Source organism: Vibrio sp. T13N, assembly GCF_032970445.1.
GTDB lineage: Bacteria > Pseudomonadota > Gammaproteobacteria > Enterobacterales > Vibrionaceae > Vibrio > Vibrio diabolicus.
The window spans coordinates 1-22,865 of record NZ_JAWJYE010000023.1 but is presented as its reverse complement, the minus strand read 5'-3'; the positions used below and the strand labels follow the sequence as shown (position 1 = coordinate 22,865).

The following is a 22,865-nucleotide window of genomic DNA, read 5'->3' as shown; positions in this document are numbered from 1 at the left end:
TCGGTCACAGATATCCACTTGCTCGAAGTGGTAACGTTCACTCTCTGAGACATGAACCAGTGACTCTAGATTCCCTGCGTAGGTCAGTTTATCTAAATTGATAACGGTATCTTGGGTGTCACGAATGATATGTCGGACAACAGCTGAGCCGATAAAACCAGCTCCACCGGTTACTAAAATTTTCATGAAAACAACTTCTCCTACAACCTTGATGCACTCAAGATTAATTTATTTTAGTATGCCTAAAACCATACTTCGCTAAAACGATCACGACCCCAAATATTCCTCCAAGTAAAGTACCCAGAATACAAATAAGAGCTCGCTTAGGCTCAGCTTTTACCTCAGGAATTACTGGTGGATCTATCATTTTAAACACAAACTCTTCCTGAACTTCAGCTAACATTAAGCTTTTTGTTTGCTCTTCAATTAGCTTGTAAAATGTGCTTTGCATGTCTGCAACAGAAGTCTTTTCCAATTGTAAATTTAAATACTCTAAGTTTTTTGATGTTTCAGCAATAGTTCTTTCGCGCATCACGTTATTTAAGTCATCGATCAACCATAACAACCACTGTTGTGCAATAAAAGGAGAATTGTGACTAATAGAGATAGTATATAATCCGCTATCTTTATTCTCAGAGACTTTTATTATGTCTTTTATGAATATTTCGTAAGCTTCTTGTGCGGTTGGTATAGGACCTCTCATACCATCTGGTTGGCGTATCCACGTACTTGATTCAGAGTCATATACTTCGTTGTCAAGAATTAGTGTATTTTTCTCCATATCCCAACCTTTCACTGCCATTAATGGTACGAGCAAACCGTGAGATGAGATAAAATTATTAATAAACTTCCTCGACGTTAACACTTGGATAGCTAAATCTGTTTGGCTACTTTCACTCCCTCCCAAACTTACGCCCGCTAGCGTCGCAAGCCCACCTAATTGCCCTGCTATTTTAGATAATCCTCCACTACTTGAGGTCTCTGCTGGAGCAAGTAAGGTATCTGCTTTATAAATATTGGGCAATGAGAGAGCATATATAATAGAAGCAACGCCAAACAAAACCGTCACAACCAAGATAATAAACTTTCCTTTCCATAGGTTAATGACAAGCTCACGTAGATCTATTTCCTTTGGACGGGCGAAATCTGCTTCCGTCGGGCACGGTAAAGACCGATCTGAGTAATTTTCTCGATTCATTTTTTTCGTATATTGATGATGCATAAAGTACCGCTAGTTAGAAGAGTACTTTATGCTGTTCTAGTTTTAGAAAAAAGTACAACAAATAGTTGCCACTAATTTATTTCAATGCGTTAATCGCTACACCAGTTTGATATAGGATCTGTGTCGCAGCTGTCCAAGTACTTAGTGCATCTCTATAGTCAGTATCAATTGGCACAACGATGGTATCGCCAGCTTTTAACCCTTCTTTATTATTTCCGAACCAATAACCTGATGAGGGCTTGTAAACAGAACCATCCGCACGCACTACAAAAATGCGGTCTTCGTCCGCTTGCTTTTTAGCACCACCCGCTTTGTTCAGATAATCATCGACGTCAAGTTTGTCGTCCAACAAGTAGGTAATTGGAACCTGAACTTCTCCCATGATTGAGACTGTGTTGCGGAAGGTCGGCACAAAGAGGAAGTCTCCATCTTCTAGCATAAAGTCTGCTGAACGCTCACCCTTTAAGATACGGTTTAACTGTACCACCATACGGCCAAGTGCTTTGCTGCGACTTGCCTCCTCAACAAATGCTAACGTTTTTTCTGGGTCTGAAATTACAGAACCTATATTACTATCTGCTCGAAACGTTTTCTTCGCGGTTTCTTTACGCATATCCGCTGCGTATTGATTTAATAGCTTCTGCTCTTGTAAGCGTAATGCTTCACGCGTAAATATTGCTCCTTGAGGGTGAGCAAACTCGGTTAGACCGCCCGCTCGCTCCAATAACTCATTCAGAGTTTCACCTTGACGCACGGTATAGGTTCCAGGGAAACGAACTTCACCCTGTAAAGTGACTGTACTTTGTAGCTTCACATTTGGCTTTTCTAGGATGTTCAAACGATCTCGGCCTACGATAATTGCATCGTCCGAAGCACTGCCTTGGATTGCTTTACGCAAATCAATACGTTCAACATCAATATACGCACGCTCATCCGCACTATTAATCGCGGTTCGCGCTAGTTCTGCATTAATTGTGAATGCGTTGTAAGTCAAACCACCAGCAGCTTCAATAAGCGTTGATACCGTCATTCTTGGAGTGATCGGGTAGCGTCCTGGGTGCTTCACTTCACCAAAGACTTCAGCAATTTGAGGGGCTAGCCCCAAACGAGACTGTTGCTGAAGTTGTAACAACACTGGGGCAAGTAAAGTGCGACGAGTATTTTGCTTCAGCTTTTCAAAGTCTTCCTCTGTAATCTCTTTACCACGGAAAATGATTTTAGCTGGTTTCGCCTGCTCTGTGGCGTTCTGGTTGTTCAGCATACCGTTTTCTGAATGCGAAACGGCAACAGAAGAGCTCATCACTTCTTGCTCTTTCTGTTGTTCCAGCTCAGCTTGCTCTTGCGCTTGCTCCAATGTTTTTGCTTTTGAAACAGCCTCTTGTGTTGCCAATGTATCCAAATCTTCGTTATTAAAGCGGTTGAAAACCAATATACGATCTCGTGATTGTAACTGGAGGTTGTCTCGGCTACCTGGTGATAGAATTGCGTTGGCTAAACTTAGTTGGAACACTTCAATATCACGCTGTGGATTAATCTCTCTTACCACAACGGCATAGTTAACATCAGCTGTAGAATTAAAAGCTGAGTCAACAGATTTGAAAAGATCGGCAACACGAAGGCCATTACGCCATTCCACATAGCCAGGATGACGAACATCCCCCTCTATCTGCACGTAACGAGTAAGCTCTTCGCTTTTTTTCAAGATCTTGATGGCGTCGCCATTTTTAACTTTACTCTGTCGATCTTGCGTTTTATTGAAATCAAGTGTCAAAGCCTCACGAGCGCCATGTGAAGCGTAGCGTTTTATCTCCAACTGCTCGACATGAGCATTCGCAGTAAAACCACCTGCCATCTGAATAAGTTGTTGGTAAGTTTCACCGGCCTTGACTTCATAAATTGCCGGACGGTTGATCTCGCCTTCTATAGACACTGTATCGTTAACAGAACCAATTAAAACAACATCATCCGGTAGTAAGCGCACATCATTACTTGCATCACCTTTTAGTAAAAGGTCATACATATCCAACTTACGAATGATTTTACCATCACGCTTTAGCTGGATATCTCTCAGCGCCCCACTTTCACCAAAACCGCCGCTGTAATAAATAGCTTGTGAAATTGTCGTTAATGCGCTAACCGTGTAGGCACCAGGCTTATATGCATCCCCCATTACAAACACTTGCATGGTGCGTAATTCACCCAATGAGATATCGCTGCGCACACCAATCATTTGCTCTTTTACTCGTTGAGTCAGGGAGTCACGTACATCAGAAAAGTGCATGCCAGCAACATTTACCGGCCCAAGTGAGGGGAAGTTGATTGTGCCCGCACGATTTACGCGTAAACGATGCGTTTCATTCTCCTTACCAAACAACTGCACAATGATTTCATCACCTGCACCCACGGTGTAATTTGCTGGCACAGGAACATCACTGATCGGAGCAAAAGTGCTTGGAGAACCAGCAAAAAGATCTAAACCAAAACGTTTAAGCTCTTCCTGCTCACCTTTTTTGAGCCATTGTTCTTCGATATTGGAAGATACAGCGCCACTAGATTCAGCTCTAGGTTTGATTACTTGCGGGTTTTCGTAAGGAGACTTGTTTGAAGATGAACTAGAAGGAATGGAGAAACCATATTTACTCGCCAAGGCCTGTTGTTGGTCGGCGGGTAGATTTTGAAACATTTTCATTTGTTCTGGAGTGGGTGTTTGTGCCATTGAATAAGACGCAAACGTACTTGCCAATATAAAAGCGGCAATAGAGAAATATCCTTTAAACATGGTATGTCACTATAATAATTGAATAAAAGACCCTAGCCCCAAGTTTGAGCTCTAGGTATTTAAATTAGAAACGGTGCTGAAAACCTAATGTAATCGAGTTAAGGCGAACTTGGTCTTCAGAGACGTTATCAACGAACTCAAATATCACCGCGCTTTGGTTATTTAAAGCGTAGTGCATACCTAACCCAAAACTAAATCCTTGTTCTTTGTGAGAACCTACATTTTGTAGATCAAGCTGAACGCTTGAATACCCAGCTAGACCATAAAGTGCAACTCGCTCTGAAACCGGCATATTCAACTTAACAAAGCCGCTCAAAGCGCTATCAACGGCAAGACCACTGTCACGTTGAACTGATGTCCCATAACGTCCTTCGAGACCAATGTAGTCATTAAAGAAGTACCCTGCTTGCGCACTAAGAAGGAAAGGACTCCCCTCTTTTACGGACTCAGAAGACGAGCTTTTCAATTCTGCATTTGAGTAGCTCACTAACGCACCAGCATAAAAATCGGCTGACGCTGAAAAAGAACTCAGGCTTAAGCCCAGTGCACTAAGTATTCCTAAACAATGCTGCTTTCTTATCACGTAAAAGTCCCTAGTACTGGTAATAATATGGGCTGCCAAAGCAAAGTTAAGCGTGCTATGCAGGCCATTAAATACTGAAGAGTTGGCACGCTACCGCCCTGAGGCGTTGAGCGTAAGCCACTGTATCGCTTTCTATATGGTGTAAGTAAAAACGACCTATTGACTCCAAGCCTCTAGTGCTGGAGGAAATAGGCCGACAAATTATGCACTCTTGATAGTTTATCAGCAAGCAAGGGAGCAAGATAACCGCACAATGTCACGCTGGTGTTAGAAATGAGATCGTAAGCCATAGCAAAATAAGAAACTATTTACATGCTAAGGCTTTTTTATCTAGAATATAATTTGGAGCATTTTTTATGCTACCAAACATCGATGTTTTTATACCGGATATACAAGGATTAATAATGAAGAATACAGCTCTAGCTATTCTTATGGCTCTAAGCGCATCAACTGCATTTGCAGCAGAAGAAGCAGGTTCAGCAGGCGCAGCTTCTGCATCTGCAACAGGCACAACAGCTGTAGCAGTAGGTGCAGCAGCAGCAGTAACTGTAGTAGCAGTTGCAGCGTCAGATAGCGACTCAACATCTACTTCAACATCTACTTCTACTTCTACTTCTACAAACTAATTTCGTTTTGTAGATAGAAGATAATCGCCCTGAATGACTCAGGGCGATTTTATTTGTAAGAGGGAATAATGAATATCTTCCGAACGTCTAAATGGATACAACCACTCCTCACTCTTCCGCTACTAAGTTTACTCTTTGGCTGCACACAGAAATTCAATGATGTTTCAGCAACCGTCCAAGAAGCGTACGGTAACTACATTGATGTAGAGATGACACCAGAAGAAATAAATGCTGTTCCATATGCCAGTGCCTACTTGAAACTTGGAAATCAAAAACAGGTGTTTGTTGTTTTAGCTTTCGCGGAACGAAACCCACTCAGTGGTAAAAAACAACTAAAATGGGTAAGCGCCGATAAAGCAATGCTCGTTACGGAAAATGGACATATTGTCAAAACGATTGGTCTACAGAGTGGGGACTTAGCGGGCGTTTACGGTGATGTGCCAGATTTTTCTTTAGATTCAACCTCTGTCAACTACGCACTCTCATACGATTGGGCGACACAATACCGTTATGGCTTTCCAGCAAATGTAACGCGCTCTTACTCAGGCCAAGAAACGTTAACAACACCTATTTCTAGCACTATAACCAACGTATATAGAGAAGTTGTTGAGTTTAGTAGCCTTTCTCGAGCGGTCGAAAACTACTATTGGGTCAATGAACAAGGTCAGGTCGTTAAAACCTTACAACACCTAGGGCCAAATATGATTCCGGTTGAGTTAACCATTTTGAAGGGATATAGCAAATCATGAGCAAGCAACTACTCACATTACTCGGTTTGGTCATGCCGCTTTTGAGCACACATGGCTTCGCTCAAACAGAAGCCTCTACTACACAGCCATTAAATGTTGAGTTGCTGGAGGTAGGCAAACAGCTAAAATTCCAAGGGCCTGCTCGTTTAGAAAGTGTGTTAGCACTCGCTACGGAGCAAAACGTCTCACTACAATACTCTCTTGGTACGACTTTGTTTGATAAATCAGATAATGCCGAGAAAACCTCTACCGCTTTAAAGAACTCGGTACTCAATCAAATGATTCAACACAATTTGGTTGCGCATCCATTCTACAAATTTATTCAGAAGCAAAACTTTGCACCACGCTTACTGTCTGCGATCGATGTTGATAAAATTCGACTAAATAAATTCGACAATCCGCTTTTGCGCGGCAATTACCTGCTCGCAAGCCCTCTACGCGAAGAAAAAGTGTATTACCTGGGAAACCTAAATAGCGTGTATTCCATTAAGGAGCAAGCAGGCATCCCTTTGCAGAGACAGTTAGAGAATTTGAAAAGTAACATTGGTACGTTATCAACACCGCCAGTGTTGATCTACCCAGATGGTCACGTAGTTAAGCCGCATCACGGAGCTTGGTTAACAACACAATATTACTTACCACCTCTGACATTGGTATATATTCCGTTTGGTGAACTTGAATACTCCGAAATGGACCAAGACATTGTCCGCCTACTCACTCAACTGATACCAAATTCCACAAAGAGACCACAATGATGCCAATTAGAAAAAGCTTAACCCTTTCTTTAATGGGTCCAGCATTGGTTTGGGCTCAAGAAATACCCTTTGAGGCTCCCACGTTACAGCCTTCTCAGTCTGACTTTGGTGGTGTTGGCTTAATGCAGATGCCAACCGGACGTATGGCCCCTGAAGGGGAATTCAACTTTTCTGTCACTGGAAGTGATGAATACCTTTTTTATAATGCAACATTACAAGTTATGCCTTGGTTGGAGACGACTATTCGTTATACGAGAGTAGCCTCAATACCCTACGACCCAACTTTTCCTAATGTTGATAATGAGTACACCGATAAAGGTATAGACTTCAAAGTTCGATTGCTAAAAGAGTCTCAGTATATTCCTGAGCTCTCTCTCGGTGTCCGAGACTTTGCTGGTACTGGTCTTTTTGATGCTGAGTTTCTGGCGGCGACAAAACGATATTCTAATTCGAAATTAGGTACTTTTGATTTTACTTTAGGTATGGGCTGGGGCTACCTAGGCACTAGAGATACGGTCACAAACCCTTTTTGTAAAGCATCAGACAAATTCTGCGATAGACCTTCAGAATTTCTATCTACAGGCGGAACAACTAACTTCGATAGAGCCTTTAAAGGCCCTGCTGCCCTTTTTGGTGGTATTGAATATCAAACTCTTCATAAACCTCTTCGCTTCAAGCTTGAATACGACGGTAACGATTACAGCACAGACTACCCTGTAATTCAGGCTGGTGTAGATATGTCTCCCCACACGCCATGGAACTTTGGTGTGCTTTACCGTTTAGGAATGGCCGATTTTCGTTTAAGTTATGAACGCGGCGACACGTTGGTCGCGGGCTTAACGCTAAACACTAATTTCAATGACATGCCATCATTCTGGCGAGACACGCCAACACCAGAAATCGAAGATAACCAACCTGAAGAATTGTCTGATATTGATTGGAAACGTGTAACAGAAGATTTAGATAAAATTGCTGGTTACCAAAACACGCGTATTTATGTTGATGATAAAACAGTAACTGTCGTTGGTGAGCAGAAGAAATATCGTGATCGCAACGAGGCACACGAAAAAGCGGCGGCTGTACTTCATAATGAAATGCCTGACGATATTGATACCTATGCGATCAATGAACGTAGCCGAGGCTTAGTCGGCGAACAAACGATTATTTCCAAGGAGAAATATCGCGACTTTGCCCAAGTTAATTACATCAACCCCAAAATAGAAGATGCAACCGCAAAAGCTAGTAATAAGCCAAGTGGAGAATCTGTCTATGATGGTTTTGAACGTTTTGATTGGGGCTTTGCACCTAAGCTTGTTCAAACTCTCGGAAACGCTGAAGATTTCTATCTCTTTAGTGTAGGGCTAAGCGGTAATGCCTCATACTGGCTAACGGACAACCTTGAAATTGGCGGTTCGTTATACTGGGATTGGTATAACAACTACGATAAGTTTATCTATGTCACTCCACCTGATAGCACTACCGTTCCTCGTGTTCGCACCATGTTCCGCGCTTACCAAAATGAACATGCTGTAACCATGTCAAACCTACAATTGACTTGGTTCCAAGAGTATTCCAATACCATGGATCAGCAATTCTACGCGGGTTATCTGGAGAGCATGTTTGCTGGAGTCGGTACCGAGTTTCTTTACCGACCACAAGGAGCTAACTGGGCGATTGGCGCTGACGTCAACTTAATTTCTCAACGTGATCCACAAAGTTACTTCGGTGTTTACGATGAGAAATGGCAAAACGTGCCAGAATATGGACGTCCGTTCCAAGTTATTGATAAAGGATTCACTGGTTTTGTATCTGGTTACTACTACCCTCAATGGGAATTCCTGCAAGATTTGATGATCCAAGTCGATGTTGGTCAGTTCCTAGCTGGCGATGTTGGTACACAAATCAATGTTTCTAAGCAGTTCAAGAGTGGCGTAATTGCTGGCGCCTTTGCCTCATTTACAGACTTGTCTGCGGATGAATTTGGTGAAGGTAGTTTTACTAAAGGTTTCTACTTGTCGATTCCGTTTGACATCATGACCGTTAAGCCAAGTAACAATCGTGCGAACTTTAGTTGGCAGCCTCTTACTCGTGACGGAGGGCAGAAGCTCGGCCGCAAATACAGCTTAATTGAGTTAACCGACGAACGAAATCCTTGGTACCAAAGACCTAACCGTTCGGATGTGGAATAATAAAGTAATCAAGGGAGCTGAGGCTCCCTTTTTCATATCTAGATACTGAGCAATAGAAGACTCAAACCTATCTTCCTGCTTCCAATAGCGCTACTTTTCGTTTCTTGCTAGAATTCCTGAGAAAATTTTAATCTATGGTGGAAGTTCTATGATCATCGTAACTGGTGGCGCTGGCATGATCGGCAGCAACATTGTTAAAGCACTAAACGAAGCTGGTATTAACGATATCCTGGTTGTCGACAACCTAAAAAATGGCAAAAAGTTTAAGAACTTAGTTGATCTGGACATCACAGATTACATGGATCGTGACGACTTTCTGACCCAAATTATGGCGGGCGATGATTTTGGTCCGATTGAGGCAATTTTCCACGAAGGTGCTTGCTCTGCAACGACTGAGTGGGATGGTAAGTACATGATGCTAAACAACTACGAGTACTCTAAAGAGCTGCTTCATTACTGTTTAGATCGCGAGATTCCATTCCTATACGCTTCTTCAGCAGCCACTTACGGCGATACAGATACTTTCGTTGAAGAACGCGAATACGAAGGCGCACTGAATGTATACGGTTACTCGAAACAGCAGTTTGATAACTACGTTCGTCGCCTATGGCAAGACGCTGAAGAACATGGTGAGACCCTTTCTCAAATCACCGGCTTCCGCTACTTCAACGTATATGGCCCACGTGAAGACCACAAAGGTAGCATGGCATCAGTTGCGTTCCACCTAAACAACCAACTTAACGCAGGTGAAAATCCTAAATTGTTCGCGGGCAGCGAATCATTCAAACGCGACTTCGTTTACGTTGGTGATGTCTGTAAAGTAAACCTGTGGTTCTTAGAAAACGGCGTATCAGGCATTTTTAACTGTGGTACTGGCCGTGCTGAATCTTTTGAAGAGGTAGCAAAAGCAGTTATCAAGCATCATGGCAAAGGCCAAATTGAAACCATCCCATTCCCTGAGCACCTAAAAGGCGCTTACCAAGAATTCACACAAGCGGATCTGACCAAACTGCGCACCGCAGGCTGTGATGTTGAATTCAAGACAGTTGCAGAAGGCGTTGCCGAATACTTGACTATCCAAAACAGTTAAGCACCACAAGGTGGTAGAACCATAACCTGCCACCTTTACTCAAGTGCAATAGCCTGTATCATTCCTAACTATCTTTTTTCTCATTTAAACCACTTCGCCCGTACACGAATAGGTAACTAGACACGCCATGACCATAAAACGTGATGACTTCGACCCTAAAGCATATAACCCTGAGTTTAAGCGCCACTTTCTGTCGCCTAAGTACTGGGGCACGTGGTTAGGTGTTCTCTTATTTTTACCTTTATCATTAATGCCACTGGGTTTACAAAAGTGGTTGGCGAAAACCATAGCCAAAAAACTGTCGAAATCCCACAAAGGGCCAGCTCACCGAGCGAGGGTTAACTTTGAGCTGTGTTTTCCAGAAAAGTCGTTCCAAGAACGTGAAGCTTTGATAGAAAAAACACTCTACACAGCAGCCATGTTCTTTTTTCGCTTCGGGTTACTAAGTTTACGCTCACCAAAGTGGCTTCAGAACCGTTGCCAAATTCGCGGCCTAGACATTTTACGACAGCACATTGATAACAACGAAAATGTGATTTTAATGGTTCCCCACTCTTGGGCAATTGATGTGCCTGCTATCTTGCTCGCTTCAATGGGAATGCCAGTTTCTGCAATGGCGAAGAAACAAAAGAATGATGTTGCCGACTGGCTGATGCACAAGCAAAGAGTTCAATACGGTGGTCGTGTTTATGAACGCTCAGGTGGCATTAAGCCTTTTCTGAAATCCATTCGAGATGGCTATGTGGGGTATTATCTACCCGATCAAGATCACGGCCCAGAGCATAGTGTGTTTGTCGATTTTTTTGCCACACGTAAAGCAACGCTACCTGGTTTAGGCAAAATTGCAAAACTATCACGCTCAAAAGTATTGCCTCTATTTGCGTCGATGAACACAGAAGACGGTACGTTTGATATTGAGATTTTACCGGCGTTTGAGCTGGATAAAGGCGAAGAGCAAGACGCTCGTACCTGTAATGAAGCCATTGAATATTTTGTCGGTGATAAACCCGAACAATACATGTGGGTACTGCAGTTGCTGCACTCTCAAGAAGACGGCAATAACTATTACAATTTGTTTAAACCAAGATATAACAGCGACTGGAAAGTGCAGTGAAAGTATTTGTCGTAAGCTTGGCTCGATCGCTGGATCGCCGAGAACGTATTGAAGAAAAGTTAAAACAACAAGGCATTACGTTTGAATTTTTTGATGCCGTAGATGGCTCTGTTAACAGTTTTCTTCATTCAGAAAAAAGTCGTCCAACCATTACTCTACGCCGTAAAGGGTATCAATTAAAAACTAGTGAAGTCGCCTGTTTTGCAAGCCATTACGAGTTGTGGGTTCGCTGTATTGAGCTTGATGAACCGATCGTCATCTTAGAAGACAACGTCGACCCCGTAGAGGGGCTAAAGCAAGTACTCGAACATACCCTTCCATTGACTTCTAACTATGACTACATCAAGTTGTCTGCCACTCAGAAGCGTGTATTCACCCCAATCGTACCTATTGATGATAATCATTTGCTAGGGGGCTACTCTGCTGGAACTTGTGGTACCACCGCTTATATCGTCACACCTAAGGCAGCCTCAAAGTTTGTTATGCATGCTCAAGAGTTTATTGAACCAGTCGATGACTACATGGAAAAACCATGGAAACATGGTGTCCAAGTTTACAGCGTGTCTCCAGATCTTTTTACTAGAGCTGAGATTGCTTCGACGATTGGTGGTAAAAGAAAAGATAAATCCAAAATGACTCTTGCGAATAAAATATACGCTGAACTTTTTAGAACTTATGAGTCAATTTTGAAATTCCTATACTGGAAAAACAAAGCATGAAGATTTTAGTCATTGGCCCTGCGTGGGTCGGCGATATGGTAATGTCGCAATCGTTATATATCGTATTAAAGCAACGTCATCCAGATAGCCAAATTGACGTTATCGCTCCAGGATGGTGTAAACCGATTCTTGAGCGTATGCCAGAAATCCACCAAGCGATTGAAATGCCTATCGGTCATGGTGAATTTAACTTATTAGGCCGCAGGGAAATTGGTAAATCATTACGTGAAAAGCAATATGACCACGCCTATATCTTGCCTAAATCAGCGAAATCAGCACTGATCCCATGGTTTGCCAACATTCCTCTTCGTACTGGCTGGAAGGGAGAAATGCGCTATGGTTTATTGAATGACTTACGCCCTAACATGAAGTCTTTTCAGTACATGGTAGAGCGCTATGTAGCGTTAGCTTATCCAAAAGCAGAAATGGTGGATTCTAACTCTCTTGGCGGGCTTGAAACCTTGCCTCGCCCGCGCCTTGCAATCAACGCGGCTGAGCAACAAGCCACGCTCAAAAAGTTCAACTTAACGCAAGACCAACCAATCATTGGACTGTGCCCAGGAGCAGAATTTGGTCCTGCCAAGAAATGGCCAGAAACACACTACGCTGAAGTTGCGACGCAAATGGCTCGATCTGGGCATCAAATCTGGTTGTTTGGTTCTCAAAAAGACTTAGAGACTTGTAACAATATCCGCGCACTTGTCCCGACGCAATTCCATGAGAACATTCATGTTCTAGCAGGACAAACCAGCTTAATTGAAGCGGTCGACCTACTTGCTGCATGCAAGACTGTTGTCGCGAATGACTCAGGCTTAATGCATGTGGCAGCTGCGGTTGGTTGCAATGTTGTTGCCGTGTATGGCTCAACTTCACCGAAGTACACACCCCCACTCGCAGAAAAAGTGGAGATTGTTCATACCGATATTGATTGTCGCCCTTGTTTTCAGCGTGAATGTCAATACAAACACCTTAAGTGCTTGACAGAACTTTCGCCTAAGCAAGTGCTAGATAGTATCCAAAAACTTGACGCCATTACGATAAGCTCATGTTAGTTCGTATTGTTTATACCTTACTACTCGCCCTAGCGTCACCGCTGCTTTTATTTGGTTTGTACAAGAGCAAACCAAATAAGCCTAAGTTCGGCTCTCGCTGGAAAGAGCACTTTGGTATCACTCCCAAGCTAAAAAGCAACGACAAACCTATTTGGATACATGCCGTATCTGTTGGTGAAAGCATAGCAGCAACACCTTTAATCAAAGCCCTTAAGGAACAAAACCCCGAACAATCTATTCTAGTTACTACAACAACAAGTACCGGAGCTGAACAGATTGCTAAGTTGGGTGATTTAATTGAACACCGCTATATGCCAATTGACTTTGGGTTCGCTATCAAAGGTTTTCTTAAAGCAGTGCAACCAAAACAGATGTTGATCATTGAGACTGAGCTGTGGCCAAACACGCTTCACAATGTTCACAAAGCGGGTATCCCTATAACTGTCGTGAATGCGCGCCTATCTGAAAAATCGTGTCAGAACTACGCCAAAATACAGCGGCTTTTTAACCAGCTTCATCCATGCCTAACTCAAGTACTCTGCCAAACAGATTCAGATGCAGAGCGCTTCGAACGACTAGGCGTCGAGAAAAAGAAACTATCCGTTACCGGTTCGATTAAGTTCGATATTCAAATATCAGAGCAAGTGAAACAGCAAGGACAGCAACTTCGTGCTCAGATCGGAAACGATCGTCCGATTTGGATTGCAGCTAGCACCCACAAAGGCGAAGACGAGCAGGTATTAGATGCGCATAGACAAGTTTTAAAATCTCATCCAAATGCTTTACTTATTTTGGTTCCTCGACATCCAGAACGATTTGATGATGTATTCACGCTTTGCCAACAGCAAGGCTTTAGCACTGTGCGTCGTACTTCAACGCATGCAGTAGAGACAAATACTCAAGTCTATCTCGGCGATACAATGGGTGAGATGCTAACGTTGATGGGCGCAGCGGACATCTGCTTTATGGGTGGAAGCCTAATTGGAGATAAGGTTGGTGGGCACAATGTGCTAGAGCCTGCCATGTTAGAAAAAGTCATCATTACTGGCCCCAGCTATTTCAACTTTAAGGAGATTGTTGAAAACTTACTAGCTGTGGATGGTATCTTAATTGTGCCAGACTCAACGACCCTTGCCCTAAGGACTACAGAGATCATTTCTCAACAAGATAAATATTTACTCCGAGCTTTGCATGCTAATAAATGGGCCTCATCCAATCAAGGCGCTCTAAACCGAACAATGAGCTTACTCCCCCAAAGTGATAAGTAATAACTTAATAATTAGTTTGATAAATACCTCACTTTTACTATTAAGCTTGTATGTTTTACTGTACTAAGCACTTTACCTGTTTAACTTAAAAAGAATATCCATTATGCAAAAAATTTTAGACTGTACTCTTCGCGATGGTGGCTACTATAACCACTGGGACTTTTCACCAGAAGTCGTTGCCGCTTACCTCACAGCAGTTGCAAAAGCTAAAATTGATTATGTTGAGTTAGGGCTTCGTAACTATCCTAAGTCTGTTTACAGTGGTCCATTTGCTTATACGACTGAAGAGTTTCTAAACACGCTACACCTACCGAAAGGTCCGACATACGGCGTAATGGTTGACGCAAAAACTTTGCTAGATGCGGGTAAACCTGTTGTCGCTGCCATCAATGATCTTTTTGTACCAGCACAAGAAAGTAAAGTTGATCTCGTTCGTATCGCGGCACATTTCAATGAAGCAGAGCAGTGTGAAAGCATGATTAAAGCTTTCAAAGAAATGGGGTATATCGTTGGTTTAAATCTGATGCAAGCGGGCGGAAAACCATCCGAGGTTATAGCGGAAAAAGTACAGGCGGTAGCAAAAGCAAACCCTGACGTCATCTATTTTGCTGACTCTCTCGGTAATATGGATAGTGCAGAAGTCACTCGCATTGCCGAAATTGTAAAGCAAAACTGGGATGGCGACATTGGCATCCACACCCATAACAACATGGGTCAAGCAATGTCTAATACGATGACAGCTCGTTCGAATGGTGTTACATGGTTGGATGTGACSGTTACCGGAATGGGRCGAGGCGCTGGGAACGCCCAGACCGAAAACCTGCTCGCCGAACTTGATGGACTAGATAAATACTTGCCAACAGCAATATATGAACTAGTTATTCGCCATTTTGAGCCAATGCAAAGAAGATACGGTTGGGGCTCAAGCCTTCTATATTACTTGGGAGCCAAAAACGATATTCACCCAACTTATATTCARAATATGCTTTCTAATCCTAATTACGGAACAGAAGAAATTGTTGGTGCTATCGAGCATTTAAAAAAGCTAGAAGGTACGACAAGCTATAATGGTGATRTCTTAGAAGAAGCGCTTACTGTAGGGAAAATAAGCCAACCAACTGAAAGCCAATCAGACCTATCAGGGATCTTTTCAGGAAAAGAAATTTTACTGGTCACTAATACGCCCAATRCKGCAACACATAGAGTCGCGATCGAGACATACATTAAGACTMGAAAGCCTATCGTAATTGGCATCAATACAAAGCATGAGATTAACACTGAGCTTTTCGATTACTTTGCTGTATCTCATAACTCTAAATACTTGTCAGAAAGCAGCCATTACTCAGAGGTAGCCAAACCCGTATTTTTGCCAAAGAACCGCTTTGACGAAGACGAGCTAAGTAAATTTAGTAATATTTCTATGATTGATTACAGTAGCACCATAGAGAAGGATACTCTCACCGCCCATAAAAACTACTGTACACTACCGTATGACAATACCGCTGCATATGCGTTATGTATCGCTTTTATAGGTCAAGCRCAGAAGATATCTCTCGTTGGTTTTGATGGTTATGATGTGACTGACCGACGCCAAATGGAAATGAATGAGATCTTTAGCATGGTTAGTCAGCAGTTTGGAAGTACATCAATTCAAGCGTTAACCCCAACCACTTATCCAGTAAAAGCAGGGTCTATTTATGCACCCGCTATTTAATGGCTATGATACTGTTATTTTTGACTGCGATGGCGTGATCTTAGACTCAAATAACCTCAAAATTGATGCCATGCGTAATGCTTTACGCATGGCCCAAGTATCAGAGCTCGAAATAGACAATTGTTGCAATTACTTTAAAGCTAATTTTGGCAAATCGCGTTTTCATCATGTGAGTTACTTTGTTGAACATTTCATCCTAAATACAGATGAAGCATTGTACGAACATATACTAAGCTTCTACTCAAAGCAGTGTGAAGAGCTATACATGGAAGCTCAACTAACGCCTAATTTTATTGCAGCAATTACAGATTGCCCAGCCAAACTCTATGTAGCGAGTGGATCTGCTCAAGACGAATTACGAGAAGTATTTGTTAAAAGAAAGCTGGCGCAATATTTTACGTTAATTCTAGGATCACCTACCGCGAAAGCAGATAACGTTGCAACCATCCTAAAGGAGTCTTCAGGCGCGGCTCTAATGATCGGTGACGCATTATCAGACTTTCACGCAGCCAAAGAGAATAATATTGATTTTCTTGGCTATCTTCCTTTTTCAAATGTAAAAGAAGAGCTTGAAAGCTTATCAAAAAGTGAAGGTTTCAATATTCTAAGGAGTTGGTAAGCATGAGTGTCCATGTCTTTTTACCATGCCGAAAAGGCAGTGAACGTATCCCAAACAAAAAYACCAAAGACTTTGCTGGTGTAAAAGGTGGGTTGCTAAAAATCAAACTGGATCAGTTAATCAATATAAMTGATCTAGATTCGATAGTCGTATCTTCAAACGAYGACGTTGTTCTAGAGTTTGCTTCAACATATAAAGATTCTCGCATACGAATAGATGAACGCCCAGAGCACTTAGGCTCAAGTTCAACAAGCACTGATGATCTTATTAGATACGTTCCTTCGATTATTACTACAGGTCACGTACTTTGGACTCATGTAACCTCGCCTTTCCTCGATGAATCCGGTTATCGYGCAATTCTAAAACAATATCTCGCGAGCCTCTCTGAAGGATATGATTCATTAATGACAGTCAAAGAGCTACGCGGTTTTATTTGGAATAAAGACAGACCGATTAGCTACGATCGTAATATAGAAAAATGGCCAAGAACTCAGACGATTGAACCTTTGTATGAAATCGATAGCTCAGTCTTTTTAAATAGCGTCGAAAACTACAAAAAACTAAATGACCGAATTGGAYTAAAGCCTTCGATGTAYATACAGGATGCAGAGAGCTCAATTGATATAGATTGGCCAGAAGACTTTACTTTCGCAGAGTCCGTTTGGTTACAGAAAAATAGATAAATAATCATAGGTAAGTGGGCATTACCATTGTAGCGTCTACTTACCTGTAATTTCACCGCCGAGGGTAAGCATCGATCATAGAAAAATTAGACCTATTTATGACTTTTACCCCTTTTAGCTCTGCCCATTTATTCAGCAGTTGATGTGCATAAAACGTCAGAAAAGTTAATCGCATCAAGTCCGTCATGTTAAAAGGTTTGATCTTTTGAGGGTTTTCTAGAAGTGGCAACTTCTCTTCTTTTCCATAGAAATGCTTGTAGACCATATAAAGCTGGTTATTTTCTTGATCGACATGGACATCATTATGGAAGCTCATATCTGCCCCAAATATTTCCACTGAATCATATTCACATAAAATTGCCACATACACAGCAAAGATAAGAACATTTACAGCTGGAGGTGCAACAATACCTGAAGATAATGCTATTGGCCCATATTTAATATTGGTTACATTACTAGGAATTGCTCGAAGCACTTTTACAGCTATGTTGCTATTTTTGATATTTCCCTGAATGAACGCTATGTCTGCAAAGTCAGGAATAATCAATTGCATTTTCCAAGACACAAGTTCGTTTAGATCTTTAAACAATTTATCTCTTTTTTCCACCAACGAACTATGAGTGGCTTCATCCCAGAAATAGCTATCAATCAAAATATATTTATTGGGCTTCAAAGTCGTAAAGTGCTCAGACTCCGAAAAGTGATTCACAGCAATCACATCAGTATCTGTACTGATATTATTAATATCTGATTTTAAGGATGGTCCATTACCTAAAACTGTACATTTCTCATATGTACGATAAAAGTCTTTAGGTGAGTCAGTACTTTTATCACTTCGTTTTTTGAATGAACGGAAAGTTGAAGCAAAATGCCTCTTCATACTTATCGATTGCTTTATATTTCTAATTGTACTCATTTTAACCTACGCAAAACTTTTAAAACCGTTCGATAATCCAATGTTTTAACAAGATAACAAATCGCTTCGCTGTACAAAGCAAAATTTGATTGTGGAAGTGATGCCATAAACTCAGCGGAACGCATCCGTTTTTTAATCGCACTCACAGCTTCATTGGCATTTTTACTCTGTGCATCTCGTAAATTCATTTTAAGATCTTGCAGCTCACGCTGAGCATTGATAACTGTGTTGTTATATTTTTCTTCGCGTGTTTCTTTTGCGAACGTTGATATGCCACCTAGTCGATATTGAATCCATTTTTTGTTTTCATGATGAATACCATTTAACAAAAAGGCTCGGAGGACATTGATGCGATCTTCATTGATGATGTCTTTGTTGTAAGGAGCAAACTCGTTCAGTACATCCGAGGTAAAAGCGGCGCAACAACCATCTACTGCACACTTTCTATCAATAATATTTTCGAGTGTGTAAGGCTTTTTATTTTGCTTGATCGATTCAAATGGCTCAATGATATCGCCTTGCTCAGAAATTTTGTCGTAACCACCAATAATTAAGCTTGGTTTACCATTTTTCAACCAAGTTTCATAAGTTTCCTCAACTCGGTTAGGCATCGCTATATCATCGCCAGCTTGTACAATAATGAGCTTATTTTGGTATTGCCCCCGCAAGGAGTTGATTTGGCTAACTAAACCAACATTTTGCGTATTGTGGCGATATTCAATATTTAATCCTTTAGGCGCAAACTCTAAAAGCGATAGAATCTTTTCATGGCTATCATCTGGAGAGCAATCGTCCAATACTAACAGCTGGCTCGGCCATGCTGTTTGATGTAATGCCGCCGGAAGCGTTTTATCGAGATAACTTGATTGTTTGTAGCAAAAGAAGACATAAACCACATCTTCTAATACTTGCACATGCTCTTGTGTCATTGCTCAACCTTAAAAGAGTTGATTGCATCGACCACTTTTTGACTCTCGTCTTCACTCAAGTAGGGCGACATCGGCAATGACAGCACTTCATTTTGCAACTGCTCCGTCAGCGGCAATGACAGATGACTGAACTCTTTATAAGCCTGCTGTTTATGCGGCGCTATCGGGTAATGTACTTGTGTCTGAATACCATGCTCTGATAAATGCTTAACCAATGCATCTCGGTGTGAAGTTCGCACCACAAACAAATGCCATACATGGGCATCAGGCTCAGCTACTTCCGGTAAGATAATATTCGGGTTGTTGATTTCACGTAAGTAAAATTCCGCCAACTCCTGACGCGCTTTCGTCTGCGCTGGAAGGTAGTTCAGTTTCACTGACAACATCGCCGACTGAATTTCATCCAAACGACTGTTCAATCCTTGATAAAGATTCTGGTATTTAACATGAGAGCCGTAGTTACGAAGGGCACGCAAAGTTTCTGCCAGCTCATCATCGCTGGTCGTAATAGCACCACCATCACCTAACGCACCTAGGTTTTTACCCGGATAGAAGCTAAAACCTGAGGCATCCCCCCATGCGCCAGATTTCTTACCAGCAAGTGTCGCACCATGAGACTGAGCGCTGTCTTCCAACACGAGAAGATTGTGTTTTGTCGCCAACGCCATAATCGCTGGCATATCGGCTAACTGACCATACAGGTGCACCGGCAAAATCACTTTGGTCTTTTTTGTAATCGCCGCTTCAATCGCTTCAGGACTGATATTGTGCGTTTGCTCATCCGGCTCCACAAACACCGGTACCAAGTCCGCTTCGGTGACCGCCAATACCGATGCGATATAGGTATTACCCGGTACGATAACTTCATCACCTTTGTTGATTTTGCCTAGCTCTCGCCAAGCCTTTAACGTCAGTGTTAAAGCATCTAGACCGTTCGCAACGCCTATACAGTGTTTAACACCACAGTAGTCAGCAAATGCTTGTTCAAACTTTTCAGTTTCCTTGCCAAGAATATACCAGCCAGATTCAATCACGCGTGCACAGGCTTGTTTCAATTCGTCTTCGTACTCGGAATTTAAGCGCTTTAGCTCTAAAAAATTAACCATTATTTTTCTCTACATAACGTACTATCTTGGCTGGGCTTCCAACCACAACCGCATAGTCTGGCACTGAACGGGTGACCACACTGCCTGCACCAACCATCGCATTTTTTCCGATGGTTATGCCGGGCAAAATTGTGGCATTGGCGCCAATGGAGGCGCCTGACAGGATTTTTGTTTTTGGAAATGCCTCTGGCCATACTTTTGAACGTGGGAACTTGTCGTTCGTGAAAGCCGCTGCTGGACCAATGAACACATCATCTTCAATTTCAATGCCATCCCAGAGGTAAACGCCACACTTTACGGTGACTCTATCTCCTAGGACCACATCATTCTCGATGAAGGTATGCGCACAGATATTACAGTCACGACCAATTTTAGCCCCAGCAAGGACCACGGCAAATTGCCAAATAGATGTCCCCTCGCCAATCGCCGATGAAGCAACATCACTGAGTGCATGAATTCGCATGGGCTACCTCTTTAAGAAATGTGTCATAGTCACGGATATAGTCGGCTTCATCGTATAACTCACTGGCTACGACCATCAGTACACAATCTTCAGAAAAGTCGTGCATCTCACGCCATTTTAACCCTTTGATGTGCAGTCCTACATCGGGAGAGGAAAGCGTCACTTTCTCTTTCGTGGTGCCATCATCAATGACGAAAGTCACGCTACCTTTCATACAGATAGCGACTTGCTCTAAGTCGTAGTGCGCATGAAAGCCTCTTGCTAAACCGCTTTGTGTATCAAAGATGTAGTAAATGCGTTTGATATCAAAAGGAATGTTTTTATGTTGCTCTAACGAGATTAATGAGCCTCGCTCATCACCCATTTTCTGAAAAGATATTAGCGGTATATTCGACATTTATTCTTCCAATAACTCTAGAAGATAGCGGCCATAATCGTTTTTAGATAAGGCTTTTCCTGCAGCTTGAATGTGCTCTCGTGTTAACCATCCTCGGCGATACGCAATCTCTTCTAAGCAAGCCACTTTGTAGCCCTGGCGCTTCTCGATCGTTTCGACAAAATGCGCCGCTTCAAGCAAGCTGCCGTGTGTCCCCGTGTCTAACCACGCAAAGCCGCGCCCTAGTACGTCAACCGTCAACTTCCCTTGCTCTAAGTAAGCTTGGTTAATACTCGTAATTTCTAGCTCGCCACGATGGGACGGTTGGATGGTTTTGGCAATTTCCACGACGCGATTATCGTAGAAATACAGCCCTGTCACGGCGTAATTGGATTTTGGCTCGACTGGCTTCTCTTCAATCGATAGCGCTCTCATCTCTTCGTCAAATTCCACCACACCAAAGCGCTCTGGGTCTTTCACTTTATAGCCAAAGACCGTCGCACCTTCCGTTAAGGCAGCGGCTTGCTGCAACTTCGGCGAAAAACCTTGCCCATAAAAGATGTTGTCACCCAGCACTAAACATACTGAATCATCGCCAATGAATTCTTCGCCAATGATGAACGCTTGGGCTAAGCCGTCTGGGCTTGGCTGAATCGCGTATTGCAACTCAATGCCAAACTCTGAGCCATCACCTAATAGGCGCTGAAAACCCTCTAGGTCTTCTGGCGTGGTGATGATCAAGATTTCACGAATGCCCGCAAGCATRAGTACTGACAACGGGTAGTAAATCATTGGTTTGTCATAAACCGGCAGCAACTGCTTAGAGACRCCRCGTGTAATAGGGTAAAGGCGAGTGCCCGAGCCGCCTGCTAAAATAATRCCTTTCATTATTCGCCCGCTCCTAGTCGCTCAAGACTGTATGAGCCATCAAGCACACGCTGCCACCATTGYGGATTATTGAGGTACCATYCCACGGTTTTGCGAATRCCRCTTTCAAAGGTTTCTTCTGGCGTCCAGCCAAGCTCTTGAGCGATCTTGGTGGCATCAATTGCGTAACGCACATCATGACCAGGKCGATCTTTGACATAAGTGATCAAAGATTCATAAGACTCGACCCCGGCCGGCTTGTCTGGTCGCAACTCTTCAAGCAAAGCACAAATGGTTTTCACCACTTCGATGTTKGCTTTTTCGTTATGGCCACCAATGTTGTAGGTTTCACCGACTTCACCTTCGTTGACCACTTTGTACAGCGCGCGAGCATGATCTTCCACGAACAGCCAATCTCGGATTTGCATACCATCGCCATACACAGGCAACGGCTTGCCATCAAGGGCATTTAAAATCATCAGAGGGATCAACTTCTCTGGGAAGTGGTACGGGCCATAGTTGTTGGAGCAATTAGTGATAAGTGTTGGTAAACCATAAGTACGTTGCCAAGCGCGAACCAGGTGATCGCTCGACGCTTTAGATGCGGAATATGGGCTGCTCGGCGCGTATGAGGTGGTTTCGGTGAACAAATCATCCGTTCCCTCTAAATCGCCGTACACTTCGTCCGTAGAAATATGATGAAAACGGAATGCCGATTGGCGCGCTTCATCTAGGTTCGACCAATATTGACGCGCCGCTTCAAGCAAATGGTAAGTGCCCATCACGTTGGTCTCAATAAAAGCAGCAGGACCATCAATAGAGCGATCGACATGAGATTCGGCGGCCAAATGCATCACCCTATCGGGTTGATGCTCTGAAAAAACGCGGTCTAGTTCAGCTCGRTCACAGATATCCACTTGCTCGAAGTGGTAACGTTCACTCTCTGAGACAYSAACCARTGAYTCTAGATTCCCTGCGTAGGTCAGTTTATCTAAATTGATAACGGTATCTTGGGTGTCACGAATGATATGTCGGACAACAGCTGA

The 22,865-nt window shown here is 42.8% G+C and carries 23 protein-coding genes; 12 read left to right on the top strand and 11 right to left on the bottom strand.

The annotated features are described in order from the left end of the window. The 4 genes from R2S67_RS21695 to R2S67_RS21680 form a co-directional block, all read right to left on the bottom strand. Positions 1 to 186: NAD-dependent epimerase/dehydratase family protein (locus R2S67_RS21695; protein WP_317347024.1), on the bottom strand; the 186-nt coding region annotated here is incomplete at its 3' end. A 37-nt stretch (positions 187 to 223) separates the two neighbouring features. Continuing rightward, positions 224 to 1,222 carry a Wzz/FepE/Etk N-terminal domain-containing protein gene (locus tag R2S67_RS21690; RefSeq protein ID WP_301576640.1) on the bottom strand — a complete coding sequence of 333 codons (999 nt, stop codon included), beginning with the start codon at positions 1,220 to 1,222 and terminating at the stop codon, positions 224 to 226. 76 nt (positions 1,223 to 1,298) lie between these two features. Continuing rightward, the gene (locus R2S67_RS21685) at positions 1,299 to 4,001 is read right to left on the bottom strand and encodes an SLBB domain-containing protein (protein WP_301610704.1); all 2,703 of its coding nucleotides are present in this window, start codon (positions 3,999 to 4,001) and stop codon (positions 1,299 to 1,301) included. Positions 4,002 to 4,065: 64 nt separating this feature from the next. Further along, positions 4,066 to 4,584 carry an outer membrane beta-barrel protein gene (locus tag R2S67_RS21680; protein WP_025795463.1) on the bottom strand — a complete coding sequence of 173 codons (519 nt, stop codon included), beginning with the start codon at positions 4,582 to 4,584 and terminating at the stop codon, positions 4,066 to 4,068. 404 nt (positions 4,585 to 4,988) lie between these two features. On the opposite strand from R2S67_RS21680, the gene R2S67_RS21675 reads away from it, so the two are divergent. From R2S67_RS21675 to R2S67_RS21620, 12 genes are all read left to right on the top strand, one after another. After that, the gene (locus R2S67_RS21675; RefSeq protein ID WP_005535462.1) at positions 4,989 to 5,210 is read left to right on the top strand and encodes a hypothetical protein; all 222 of its coding nucleotides are present in this window, start codon (positions 4,989 to 4,991) and stop codon (positions 5,208 to 5,210) included. A 68-nt stretch (positions 5,211 to 5,278) separates the two neighbouring features. Then, on the top strand, positions 5,279 to 5,959 hold the full coding sequence (locus R2S67_RS21670) for a YjbF family lipoprotein (protein ID WP_140051701.1): 681 nt from the start codon (positions 5,279 to 5,281) through the stop codon (positions 5,957 to 5,959). After that, on the top strand, positions 5,956 to 6,714 hold the full coding sequence (locus R2S67_RS21665) for a capsule biosynthesis GfcC family protein (RefSeq protein ID WP_140051702.1): 759 nt from the start codon (positions 5,956 to 5,958) through the stop codon (positions 6,712 to 6,714). The genes R2S67_RS21670 and R2S67_RS21665 overlap by 4 nt, the downstream gene beginning before the upstream one ends. Beyond that, complete coding sequence (locus R2S67_RS21660; protein ID WP_317347021.1) at positions 6,711 to 8,903, top strand: YjbH domain-containing protein; 2,193 nt, start codon at positions 6,711 to 6,713, stop codon at positions 8,901 to 8,903. Before R2S67_RS21665 ends, R2S67_RS21660 begins: the two co-directional genes overlap by 4 nt. Before the next feature lie 148 nt (positions 8,904 to 9,051). After that, on the top strand, positions 9,052 to 9,993 hold the full coding sequence (rfaD, locus tag R2S67_RS21655; protein WP_017634969.1) for an ADP-glyceromanno-heptose 6-epimerase: 942 nt from the start codon (positions 9,052 to 9,054) through the stop codon (positions 9,991 to 9,993). A 127-nt stretch (positions 9,994 to 10,120) separates the two neighbouring features. Next, positions 10,121 to 11,107 (top strand): lauroyl-Kdo(2)-lipid IV(A) myristoyltransferase, encoded by a 987-nt coding sequence (lpxM, locus tag R2S67_RS21650; protein ID WP_086459295.1) that lies wholly within the window; start codon positions 10,121 to 10,123, stop codon positions 11,105 to 11,107. Beyond that, a complete protein-coding gene (locus R2S67_RS21645) occupies positions 11,104 to 11,826 on the top strand; it encodes a glycosyltransferase family 25 protein (protein ID WP_317347020.1) in 723 nt (240 codons plus the stop codon). The genes lpxM and R2S67_RS21645 overlap by 4 nt, the downstream gene beginning before the upstream one ends. Continuing rightward, entirely contained in the window at positions 11,823 to 12,878 is a 1,056-nt protein-coding gene (gene waaF, locus R2S67_RS21640) for a lipopolysaccharide heptosyltransferase II (protein ID WP_213970591.1), read from the top strand. Before R2S67_RS21645 ends, waaF begins: the two co-directional genes overlap by 4 nt. Continuing rightward, a complete protein-coding gene (waaA, locus tag R2S67_RS21635; RefSeq protein WP_317347019.1) occupies positions 12,872 to 14,146 on the top strand; it encodes a lipid IV(A) 3-deoxy-D-manno-octulosonic acid transferase in 1,275 nt (424 codons plus the stop codon). Before waaF ends, waaA begins: the two co-directional genes overlap by 7 nt. A gap of 103 nt (positions 14,147 to 14,249) precedes the next feature. Beyond that, positions 14,250 to 15,860, top strand: coding sequence for an aldolase catalytic domain-containing protein (locus tag R2S67_RS21630; RefSeq protein WP_317347018.1), 1,611 nt, complete (start codon positions 14,250 to 14,252; stop codon positions 15,858 to 15,860). Continuing rightward, positions 15,844 to 16,479 carry an HAD family hydrolase gene (locus R2S67_RS21625; RefSeq protein WP_048626030.1) on the top strand — a complete coding sequence of 212 codons (636 nt, stop codon included), beginning with the start codon at positions 15,844 to 15,846 and terminating at the stop codon, positions 16,477 to 16,479. The genes R2S67_RS21630 and R2S67_RS21625 overlap by 17 nt, the downstream gene beginning before the upstream one ends. A 2-nt stretch (positions 16,480 to 16,481) precedes the next feature. Further along, the gene (locus R2S67_RS21620; protein ID WP_317347016.1) at positions 16,482 to 17,162 is read left to right on the top strand and encodes a cytidylyltransferase domain-containing protein; all 681 of its coding nucleotides are present in this window, start codon (positions 16,482 to 16,484) and stop codon (positions 17,160 to 17,162) included. Between the two features lie 52 nt (positions 17,163 to 17,214). On the opposite strand, the gene R2S67_RS21615 is transcribed toward R2S67_RS21620, so the two are convergent. The 7 genes from R2S67_RS21615 to rfbB form a co-directional block, all read right to left on the bottom strand. Beyond that, entirely contained in the window at positions 17,215 to 18,078 is an 864-nt protein-coding gene (locus tag R2S67_RS21615) for a hypothetical protein (protein ID WP_086046452.1), read from the bottom strand. Further along, on the bottom strand, positions 18,075 to 19,007 hold the full coding sequence (locus R2S67_RS21610; protein WP_301609987.1) for a glycosyltransferase family 2 protein: 933 nt from the start codon (positions 19,005 to 19,007) through the stop codon (positions 18,075 to 18,077). The genes R2S67_RS21615 and R2S67_RS21610 overlap by 4 nt, the downstream gene beginning before the upstream one ends. After that, entirely contained in the window at positions 19,004 to 20,113 is a 1,110-nt protein-coding gene (locus R2S67_RS21605; protein WP_176318937.1) for a DegT/DnrJ/EryC1/StrS family aminotransferase, read from the bottom strand. The genes R2S67_RS21610 and R2S67_RS21605 overlap by 4 nt, the downstream gene beginning before the upstream one ends. Beyond that, positions 20,106 to 20,576, bottom strand: coding sequence for an acyltransferase (locus tag R2S67_RS21600; RefSeq protein ID WP_047009430.1), 471 nt, complete (start codon positions 20,574 to 20,576; stop codon positions 20,106 to 20,108). The genes R2S67_RS21605 and R2S67_RS21600 overlap by 8 nt, the downstream gene beginning before the upstream one ends. Next, positions 20,554 to 20,973 (bottom strand): sugar 3,4-ketoisomerase, encoded by a 420-nt coding sequence (locus R2S67_RS21595; RefSeq protein ID WP_048625666.1) that lies wholly within the window; start codon positions 20,971 to 20,973, stop codon positions 20,554 to 20,556. The genes R2S67_RS21600 and R2S67_RS21595 overlap by 23 nt, the downstream gene beginning before the upstream one ends. Continuing rightward, on the bottom strand, positions 20,974 to 21,840 hold the full coding sequence (gene rfbA / locus R2S67_RS21590) for a glucose-1-phosphate thymidylyltransferase RfbA (RefSeq protein ID WP_048625665.1): 867 nt from the start codon (positions 21,838 to 21,840) through the stop codon (positions 20,974 to 20,976). Further along, positions 21,840 to 22,865: dTDP-glucose 4,6-dehydratase (gene rfbB / locus R2S67_RS21585; protein ID WP_317347013.1), on the bottom strand; the 1,026-nt coding region annotated here is incomplete at its 5' end. The genes rfbA and rfbB, both read right to left, overlap by 1 nt.

Excerpts from the sequence above, each read along its gene's own strand:
- R2S67_RS21690 (WP_301576640.1), bottom strand. The coding sequence starts at position 1,222 with ATGCATCATCAATATACGAAAAAAATGAATCGAGAAAATTACTCAGAT.
- R2S67_RS21685 (WP_301610704.1), bottom strand. The coding sequence starts at position 4,001 with ATGTTTAAAGGATATTTCTCTATTGCCGCTTTTATATTGGCAAGTACG.
- R2S67_RS21675 (WP_005535462.1), top strand. The coding sequence starts at position 4,989 with ATGAAGAATACAGCTCTAGCTATTCTTATGGCTCTAAGCGCATCAACT.
- R2S67_RS21670 (WP_140051701.1), top strand. The coding sequence starts at position 5,279 with ATGAATATCTTCCGAACGTCTAAATGGATACAACCACTCCTCACTCTT.
- R2S67_RS21665 (WP_140051702.1), top strand. The coding sequence starts at position 5,956 with ATGAGCAAGCAACTACTCACATTACTCGGTTTGGTCATGCCGCTTTTG.
- R2S67_RS21660 (WP_317347021.1), top strand. The coding sequence starts at position 6,711 with ATGATGCCAATTAGAAAAAGCTTAACCCTTTCTTTAATGGGTCCAGCA.
- rfaD (WP_017634969.1), top strand. The coding sequence starts at position 9,052 with ATGATCATCGTAACTGGTGGCGCTGGCATGATCGGCAGCAACATTGTT.
- lpxM (WP_086459295.1), top strand. The coding sequence starts at position 10,121 with ATGACCATAAAACGTGATGACTTCGACCCTAAAGCATATAACCCTGAG.
- waaF (WP_213970591.1), top strand. The coding sequence starts at position 11,823 with ATGAAGATTTTAGTCATTGGCCCTGCGTGGGTCGGCGATATGGTAATG.
- waaA (WP_317347019.1), top strand. The coding sequence starts at position 12,872 with ATGTTAGTTCGTATTGTTTATACCTTACTACTCGCCCTAGCGTCACCG.
- R2S67_RS21625 (WP_048626030.1), top strand. The coding sequence starts at position 15,844 with ATGCACCCGCTATTTAATGGCTATGATACTGTTATTTTTGACTGCGAT.
- R2S67_RS21615 (WP_086046452.1), bottom strand. The coding sequence starts at position 18,078 with ATGAGTACAATTAGAAATATAAAGCAATCGATAAGTATGAAGAGGCAT.
- R2S67_RS21610 (WP_301609987.1), bottom strand. The coding sequence starts at position 19,007 with ATGACACAAGAGCATGTGCAAGTATTAGAAGATGTGGTTTATGTCTTC.
- R2S67_RS21605 (WP_176318937.1), bottom strand. The coding sequence starts at position 20,113 with ATGGTTAATTTTTTAGAGCTAAAGCGCTTAAATTCCGAGTACGAAGAC.
- R2S67_RS21600 (WP_047009430.1), bottom strand. The coding sequence starts at position 20,576 with ATGCGAATTCATGCACTCAGTGATGTTGCTTCATCGGCGATTGGCGAG.
- R2S67_RS21595 (WP_048625666.1), bottom strand. The coding sequence starts at position 20,973 with ATGTCGAATATACCGCTAATATCTTTTCAGAAAATGGGTGATGAGCGA.